The following is a 6,793-nucleotide window of genomic DNA, read 5'->3' as shown; positions in this document are numbered from 1 at the left end:
CTCTCTCTTAGGACGGCGACATGGCCAACGCGCAGTCGTCCGGACCCGGCGGTCGCGCCCCGCGGCCGCCCCGGGCCGGGCGATCCCCATTCCAGGCCCTGCTCTACTGGAGCATGGTGCTCGGCGTCTGGGGGCTGATCTTCCTGGTCGCCTTCTTCGCGGTCTTCGCCGTCGACCTGCCCGACACCTCCAAGCTCTACGACGTCAAGCGGCAGCCCTCGATCTCCTACCTCGACCGCTCCGGCGCCCTGGTGGCGGTGCGCGGCAGCCAGTACGCGCCACCGGTCGACCTCGACTCGCTGCCCGACCATGTGCCCGAGGCGTTCATCGCCATCGAGGACCGCTGGTACTACTGGCACTTCGGGTTCAACCCGTGGGGCATCGCCCGCTCGCAGATCTACAACATGCGCCGCGACAGCGGCCCCCTGCGCGGCGGCTCGACCATCACCCAGCAGCTGGCCCGCAACCTCTTCCTGACGCCGAGCCAGAACTACCGCCGAAAGGCGCAGGAACTGATCCTGGCGGTATGGCTGGAGGCGCGGTTCTCCAAGAAGCAGATCCTCGAGCTCTATCTGAACCGGGTCTACTTCGGGGCCGGCGCCTACGGCATTGAGGCCGCGTCTCAGCGCTACTTCGGCAAGCCCGCCTCGCGCCTGACGTTGGGCGAGAGCGCCCTGCTGGCCGGGATGATGAAGGGGCCGTCCCGCTATTCGCCGGTCGCCGCCACCGACCGCGCCGCCCGCCGCGCCACCGTCGTGCTCGACGAGATGGTCCGCTCGAAGTTCATCACGCCGGAAGAGCGCGAGGCCGCGTTCCGCACCAAGGTCCGGGTCAATCCGGTGCTGGCGAACCAGCGGGCGCAGTACTTCACCGACTGGGTCGACGACCAGGTTCGCAGCCTGGTGGGCGAGCCGACCGAGGACCTGGTGGTCGAGACGACCCTCGACCTGCCGCTGCAGGCTGCCGCCGAGCAGGCGGTGCAGGCCGGCGTCGCCGCCGCCAAGGGCCAGGGCGTCGAGCAGGGGGCGCTGGTCTCCATCGACGGCGAGGGCCGCATCCGCGCCTACGTCGGCGGCGCCAACTACCTGCAGAGCCAGTTCGACCGCGCGACCCAGGCCAGGCGCCAGGCGGGCTCGGCGTTCAAGCCCTTCGTCTATCTGACGGCGATGGAATCAGGCCGCACGCCGGCCACCCCCGTCGTCGACGAGCCGGTGACCATCGGCAACTGGCAGCCGCGCAACTATACCGGCGAGTATCTCGGGCCGATCACCCTGGCCAAGGCGCTGGAGCAGTCGGTGAACACCGTCGCCGCGCGCCTGGCCAACGAGGTCGGCACCTCGAACGTCGCCGCCACCGCCCGCCGCCTCGGGATCACCTCGCCGATCCAGCTCGATCCGTCGATGGCGCTGGGCGCCGTCGAGGTCAGCCCGCTGGAGATGGCCCAGGCCTATGCGCCGTTCGCCAACGGCGGCTTCTTCGCCAAGGGCTACGGCGTCGAGCGGATCCGCACCGCCTCGGGCCGGGTGCTCTACGACCACAACGTCGACCGCGCGCCGCGCCAGGCGGTGATCGGCACGCCGGCTCTGCAATACATGAACCAGATGCTGCGCCAGGTGGTGACGTCCGGCACCGGCACGCGCGCCAACGTCGGCGGCTACGATCTGGCCGGCAAGACCGGTACGACCAGCGACTACCGCGACGCCTGGTTCGTCGGCTACACCGGCGGCTTCGTCACCGCGGTCTGGGTCGGCAAGGACAACAACCGTCCCATGCGCCGGGTCACCGGCGGGGGCGCCCCGGCCGGCATCTGGCGTCAGTACATGGGCGCGGCCCTCCCGCGCCTGAAGGTCCAGCCGATCCCCGGCGGCTTCGTCGAACCGCAGGGCCCCGACCCGATCGGCGACGTCATCGACGGCGTCCGCGACCTGTTCGGCGGCGGCGGCGACCCCGATCCCCCGCCCTCGGCCTTCGATCGCCAGCCGGAAGAGGCGCCCTACTAACCGTCCCGTCCCGTCAGGCGGGACAGGACCCGCTCACCGCCCGAAGGCGTGCAGGCGGGCGCCGTGGTCGCGGAGCCAGGCGCGATGGCGGCGCTCGTCGCCGACCAGGGCGCGGACATGGGCCCAGAACCTCGGGCCGTGGTTCTGCTCCAGCAGGTGGGCGCACTCGTGCGCGGCGACGTAGTCGGCCACCTCGAACGGGGCCAGCGCCAACCGCCAGGAATACCGGATCGAGCCGGGCCCGCCGCGGATTCCGGCCCGGCACGAGCCCCATCGCGACTTGGTGTCGGTGATCGTCACCTTGGGCGGCGTCGCGCCCAGCATCGCCGCGTAGACGGCGGTGCGCTCGGCCAGCACGGCCATGGCCCGCTTGCGCAGCTGCAGGATGACAGCGCGGGTGAAGCCTTCGCCCTCGCCCATGGCGATGATGCGGGCCGGGCCCCAGGCGTCCGCCTCGATCCAGCGCGCGCGGCCGGACCCGGCGTCCAGCACCACCGGCTCGCCGAACACCTCCAGCGTCATGCCGGGGCTGAGCGGGGCCGCCTCCGGCAGCTCGGCCAACCGCTCGGCGATCCAGCCGGCGCGATCGTGGGCGAAGTCGGCCGCCTCGCCGAGGCGGCGTAGCGAAGGGGCCGTGGCGATGATCTGGCGGCGCGTGCGGTCGAGCCGCAGCGAGACGCGCCGGGCGCGCCGGTTGACCTTGAGCGTGACGACGGCGCCCGCGACCTCCAGCCGGTCGCCGTCCGCGAAGCCGCGGCGGAAAAGACTCATCGTCGCCGAATCTAGGCGGGCTCGCCCGGGCTGTCGAAGGCTGGTTTGTCGAAGCGCGCTTCCGCTTCGGCGATGAAGGCCCGCACGCGAGGGTAGATCTCTTCGCGGAACCGCCGGCCGTTGAAGACGCCATAGTGGCCGACGTGCGGCTGGACGTAGTCGGCCTTCAGGTCGTCCGGCAGGCCCGAGCAGATGTCGTGGGCGGCCTGGGTCTGGCCGATGCCGGAGATGTCGTCGTTCTCGCCTTCCACGGTCAGCAGGCCGATGTCGGTGATCGCCGCCGGCCGCACCAGCCGGTCGCGGTGGACCAGCTCGCCCTTTGGCAGCAGGTAGCGCTGGAACACCACGTCGACGGTCTGGAGGTAGAACTCCTCCGTCAGGTCGAGGACCGACAGGTACTCGTCATAGAACGCCAGGTGGCGGTCCGCCCCGTCGCCATCCCCGGCCATCAGCTGCTGCAGGTAACGCAGGTGCGCCTGCTGGTGGTCCTGCAGGTTCATCGACATGAAGGCGGCGAGCTGCACGAAGCCCGGATAGACCCGCCGGCCCATGCCCGGATAGGGCGCCGGCACGGTGTGGACCATGTTGGATTCGAACCAGGCGAACGGCCGTTGCTCCGCCAGGCGGTTGGTCACGGTCGGCGATAGCCGGGCGTCGATGGGCGAGCCCATGAAAGTCATGGTCGCGGGCCGCGAGGCCTCGCCGTCCTCGGCCATCAGGGCGGCCGCGGCCAGCACCGGCGGCCCCGGCTGGCAGACCGCGACCACGTGGGGCCGCGGGCCGAGCGCCCGCAGCATGTCGCGGACGTGGTCGATGTAGTCATGGAAGTCGAAGCGACCCTCCAGGACGGGGACGTCGCGGGCGTTCGACCAGTCGGTGACGAACACCTCGTGGTCCTGGAGGAAGGCGCGCACCGTGCCGCGCAACAGGGTGGCGAAGTGACCCGACAACGGCGCGACGATCAGGACGGCAGGGGCCAATTCACGCCGGCCCGCCCGGCGCAGGTCCGCGGCGTCGCGGGCGAAATGGGTCAACTTCACCCACGGGCTCGACCACACCTCGGTCTCGCGCACCCGCACGGGCTTGCCGTCGACCAGCACGCTGTCGATCCCCCAGGCCGGGCGACCGTAGCGGCGGGTCAGGTTGGCGTAGAGGTCAGCGCCGGCGTACATCCGGCGGCCGAAGTCGGTGTCGGCGGCGGGATTGAGCGGCGAGCTCCAGAAATCGCGCGTCGCCAGCGCCGCGGCCCGCCAAGGCGCGCCCGCGTAGTAGCCGGCCTCATAGAGGGAGTAGAGCATCACCGCTCCTTGCTGCACCGCAGCATAACATGGCCGGGCTTAACAGGTTGCACAAGCACCCGTCTTCGCCCGCCGCGGGAGGCGGATCAGCAGCTCGTTGCGCCCGAGCCGGTCTTCATGGCGGTGCGGACCTTGCCCGCGATCTCGCCGGGCGTGGCGCCGTGCTGGATCACGCAGGCCAGTTCGCCGCGCGGGTTCATCAGATAGGTGATTGTCGAGTGGTCGACGTTGTACTCGGGGCCGTCGCCGGCCTTGCGGTAGTAGACGTAGTAGGCCTTGGCCGCCGCGGCGACCTGTTCTGGCGTGCCCGTCAGGCCCCAGACCTTCTTCGGGAAGGCCGGGTTCGCCAGATAGTCGCCGATCAGCTTGGCGGTGTCGCGCTCGGGATCCACCGAAATGAACACCGTCTGGAAATCCTTGGCGTCGCCGCCCAGCGTCTTCTCCGCCTCGCCGAGCGCGAAAAGGGTGGTCGGGCAGACGTCGGGGCAGTGGGTGAAGCCGAAGAACACCGCGCTCCACTTGCCCTTCAGCAGCCGCTGGTCGACGGTGCGGCCCGATTGGTCGACCAGTTGGAACGGCCCGCCGACGGCGGCGGTTTGCGATGCGACGGGCTTGAGCACGCCCGAGCGGAGGGCGAGCGCCGTGAGAATGGCGAAGGCAAGCGCGAGGAGCGCGACGATGGCGAGGGTGCGGCGGCGCATTCGGTGTCTCCCGGCGGCGCGGCCGGCCGAAAGGGCCGGGGGCTGACAGATGGCGAGCGTCCGGCTGCCTTCGCTGAGGTCGCTGATGCCCGTGCGCCTCGATAAGGCGGCGCCGGCGCCCACGCAAGGCGGCGCGCCGCCGGTCGGTCACGGCGACGAGCCGGCCAGCTTCGGCGTCCGCCACAGCCACCTGCGCGTCCGCACCCTGGTCGCCTTGCGCTGGATGGTCATCGCCGGCGAGGTCGTGCTGCTCCTCGCCATCGGCCTCGGCCTCGGCTACCAGGCCCCCTACCCGCTGTGCTTCGCGGTCATCGGCGTCGCCGCCTGGGTCAATATCCTGACCCGCCTGACCTCGGCCGGCCAGAGGGTATTCGGCGACCTCGAGGCGACCGGCCAGCTCGCCCTCGACCTGCTGCAGATCGCCGCCCTGGTGTTCCTCACCGGCGGCGCGGCCAACCCCTTCGTCCTGCTGCTGATCGCCCCGGTGACCCTGGCGGCGGCGACCCTGCCGGCCCGGCCGGTTCTGACGCTCGGCGTGCTGGCCGCCGTCCTGTCGATCCTGCTGGCCTTTGTCGGCATGCCGCTGCCGGGCTCGCCGCAGGGCGGCCTGGTCATGGGCTCGGAGAGCTATCGGATCGCCGCGGCCATCGCCAACATCGCCGGCATCGCCCTGATCGCCGGCTACGTGCGCCAGGCGGCCGAGGAATCGGCCCGCATGGCCCTGGCCCTCGACATGACCCAGGCGGTGCTGGCCCGGGAGCAGAAACTGTCGGCCCTCGGCACCCTCGCCGCCGCCGCCGCGCATGAACTCGGCACGCCGCTCGCCACCATCTCCATCGTCGCCAAGGAGATGGCCCGCGAGGCCCCGACGCCGCAGGTCAAGGAGGACGCCGAGCTGCTGATGGCCCAGGCCAACCGCTGCCGCGAGATCCTTAAGCGCCTCTCGGAGACCCCCGACGCCGCCTCGGACGAGGTCCACGAGCGGATGAGTCTGCGCCAGCTGGTGCAGGAAGTGCTGGAGCCGCACGCCTCGGTGAAAGGCGTGCGCGTCGAGGCCATCGTCACCGGCCCGCCCGGCGCGCGGCCGCCAGACATCTGGCGCCTGCCGGAGATCACCCACGCCTTCACCTCGTTCGTCGAAAACGCCGTCGATTTCGCCGACGCCGAGGTGCTGGTCAGCGCCCGGTTCGACGCCGACACCGTCTCGATGGAGGTCCGGGACGATGGGCCGGGATTCTCGGCCGAGGTGCTGGCCAAGCTCGGCGAGCCCTACGTGACCTCCCGCCCCGGAGTGGCCGGCGGCCGCACCGGCCACGTCGGCATGGGCCTCGGCTTCTTTATCGCAAAGACGCTGCTGGAACGGACCGGGGCGGTTGTGACGTTTCAAAACGGCCGCCCGCGTGGCGCGGTGGTCGCAGCCCGGTGGGCGCGATCTAGGATTGAAGTGGGCGGCGCTTGACGACTTGCCAAATGGTAGGTTGGTGCGACAGGATGCCGCAGCGTGAATGAGGGAGGCCCGTGGGGCAGACTGAATGACCGACCTATCCGCCGACGTCGCCGCCCTGCCCGACAGAACCTTGCTGGTGCTCGACGACGACGCCCCGCTCCGCACCCGGCTCGGCCGGGCCCTGGAGCAGCGCGGGTTCGAGCCCACCCTGGTGGGCAGCGTCGCCGAAGCCATCGCCGCGGTCCGCGCCCGGCCGCCCGCCTTCGCGGTGCTGGACATGCGGCTGGAGGACGGAACCGGTCTCAAGGTCGTCGAGGCGGTGCGTGACGCCCGGCCCGACGCCAAGATCATCATGCTCACCGGCTACGGCAACATCGCCACCGCCGTGCAGGCGGTGAAGGCCGGGGCGGTCGACTACCTCTCCAAGCCGGCCGACGCCGACGACGTCGCCCGCGCCCTGCTGGCCCGCGGCGACGCCGCCCCGCCGCCGCCCGAAAACCCGATGAGCGCCGACCGCGTGCGGTGGGAGCACATCCAGCGGGTCTACGAGCTGTGCAACCACAACGTCTCGGAGAC

The 6,793-nt window shown here is 71.2% G+C and carries 6 protein-coding genes; 3 read left to right on the top strand and 3 right to left on the bottom strand.

What is annotated here, in order from left to right:
• Positions 1–20 precede the first annotated feature (20 nt).
• The gene (locus ACILRF_RS13510) at positions 21–2,000 is read left to right on the top strand and encodes a transglycosylase domain-containing protein (RefSeq protein WP_395673737.1); all 1,980 of its coding nucleotides are present in this window, start codon (positions 21–23) and stop codon (positions 1,998–2,000) included.
• Between the two features lie 33 nt (positions 2,001–2,033).
• Here the strand turns inward: ACILRF_RS13510 and ACILRF_RS13505 are convergent, their stop codons facing one another.
• From ACILRF_RS13505 to ACILRF_RS13495, 3 genes are all read right to left on the bottom strand, one after another.
• Positions 2,034–2,771 (bottom strand): M48 family metallopeptidase, encoded by a 738-nt coding sequence (locus ACILRF_RS13505; RefSeq protein ID WP_395673735.1) that lies wholly within the window; start codon positions 2,769–2,771, stop codon positions 2,034–2,036.
• An 11-nt stretch (positions 2,772–2,782) separates the two neighbouring features.
• The gene (locus tag ACILRF_RS13500) at positions 2,783–4,069 is read right to left on the bottom strand and encodes a polyhydroxyalkanoate depolymerase (RefSeq protein WP_395673733.1); all 1,287 of its coding nucleotides are present in this window, start codon (positions 4,067–4,069) and stop codon (positions 2,783–2,785) included.
• A gap of 86 nt (positions 4,070–4,155) precedes the next feature.
• Entirely contained in the window at positions 4,156–4,770 is a 615-nt protein-coding gene (locus ACILRF_RS13495; RefSeq protein ID WP_395673732.1) for an SCO family protein, read from the bottom strand.
• Positions 4,771–4,855: 85 nt separating this feature from the next.
• Between ACILRF_RS13495 and ACILRF_RS13490 the strand changes: the two genes are divergently transcribed.
• Together ACILRF_RS13490 and ACILRF_RS13485 are read left to right on the top strand one after the other, a co-directional pair.
• Positions 4,856–6,229, top strand: coding sequence for an ActS/PrrB/RegB family redox-sensitive histidine kinase (locus ACILRF_RS13490; RefSeq protein WP_395673730.1), 1,374 nt, complete (start codon positions 4,856–4,858; stop codon positions 6,227–6,229).
• A gap of 73 nt (positions 6,230–6,302) precedes the next feature.
• Positions 6,303–6,793: ActR/PrrA/RegA family redox response regulator transcription factor (locus tag ACILRF_RS13485; RefSeq protein ID WP_395673727.1), on the top strand; the 491-nt coding region annotated here is incomplete at its 3' end.

The organism is Phenylobacterium sp. (assembly GCF_044236515.1).
In the GTDB taxonomy this organism is placed as follows: domain Bacteria; phylum Pseudomonadota; class Alphaproteobacteria; order Caulobacterales; family Caulobacteraceae; genus Phenylobacterium.
Note: the sequence above shows the minus strand (reverse complement) of the source record. Positions and strands in the feature narration are given on the sequence as shown.